The 1,225-nt window shown below is 48.6% G+C and carries 1 protein-coding gene; it reads right to left on the bottom strand.

What is annotated here, in order from left to right; genetic code table 11:
* Positions 1-9 precede the first annotated feature (9 nt).
* Positions 10-1,170, bottom strand: a complete 1,161-nt coding sequence (locus FBY13_RS23315; RefSeq protein WP_105091843.1) for an IS30 family transposase — start codon at positions 1,168-1,170, stop codon at positions 10-12.
* Between the last annotated feature and the right edge of the window lie 55 nt (positions 1,171-1,225).

Below are 1,225 nucleotides of genomic sequence, written 5' to 3'. Positions count from 1 at the left end.
GCTGTGAGTTCAACCGATGGATGCAACACACTGGCTAAACCGCTCTGCGGGTGATTCATAGTCTAGCGTTTTTCTCGGCCTTTCGTTGAGCTGTCTGGCAACACTGTTTAGTCTTTGCTGGCTGTGAACCGATAAGTCAGTCCCTTTTGGAAAATATTGTCTGAGCAATCTGTTCGTATTTTCATTTGAGCCACGTTGCCAGGGCGATTGTGGATCACAGAAATAAATCTGAATGTCTGTCGCTACAGTAAATCGGGTGTGGCTGGTCATTTCAGCCCCCCGATCCCATGTTAGTGTTTTATAAAGCTCAGCAGGTAATTCCCGGGCTTGTCTGATGAGCGCAGATATAACCGTTATGGTCTTGTTGTCTCTGATTTTGGCCAGCATAACAAAGCGGGAATGGCGTTCTACGAGAGTGACGATATAGGAGTTTTTCGAGCCCTGGATCAGATCACCTTCCCAGTGACCCGGTATGGCTCTGTCTGCGACTTCAGGTGGCCTTTCGCTTATCGGTATCGCATCCGGGATTGATCCTAACCCTTTCCCTTTAAGCGATGATGTTCTGGATCTACGAACCACTCTTCCGCTTCTGAGGCATTGCTGCAGCTCTTTTTTTAATGCCCCCCGGGTTTGTATAAAAAGCGTTTTATAAATCGTTTCGTGTGACACATACATTTCCTGATTATCCGGATAACAGCGCTTCAGCCAACCGGCGATCTGTTCCGGCGACCAGTCCTGATGCATCTTCTCTGCAATAATTTTACACAATGCGGGGCTTTCAATTAGCTTGCAAGGTTTTGGTCTCAGAGCATTTTCCCACGCAGCAGTGTCGGCTTTTGCTGCACGGTATTGTTTGGCACCTCCGTGCCTCCTGACCTCGCGGCTAATCGTTGAGGGCGCTCTTGATAATTTGGCTGCGATGTCCCTGATACTGCGTTTTGCTACCAGTCCTCTGGATATCTCCTCTCTTTCATCAAGCGAAAGCGCTAATCGGTGCCGTTTTCGCACGGGAGGACGATAGCCACCTGTCTGGTGGATTGTGGGCATGATAGAAGAATGAAATCTGTCGAACATTCTGGCGATATCATGCAGGGAATCACCTTGCTTATATCTGTCCCAGATAATCGCCTTCTGCTCTGGCGTGTAGTTAATCCGAGTTCTTCGTTTCATGGCAACGTCCCCCTTGATTAAGGATAGCGTTGCATCGACCCATTGAACTCACAGC

Origin of the sequence: Pantoea sp. SJZ147 (genome assembly GCF_007828605.1) — a bacterium.
Classification (GTDB): domain Bacteria; phylum Pseudomonadota; class Gammaproteobacteria; order Enterobacterales; family Enterobacteriaceae; genus Pantoea; species Pantoea allii.
Note: the sequence above shows the minus strand (reverse complement) of the source record. Positions and strands in the feature narration are given on the sequence as shown.

Excerpts from the sequence above, each read along its gene's own strand:
- FBY13_RS23315 (WP_105091843.1), bottom strand. The coding sequence starts at position 1,170 with ATGAAACGAAGAACTCGGATTAACTACACGCCAGAGCAGAAGGCGATT.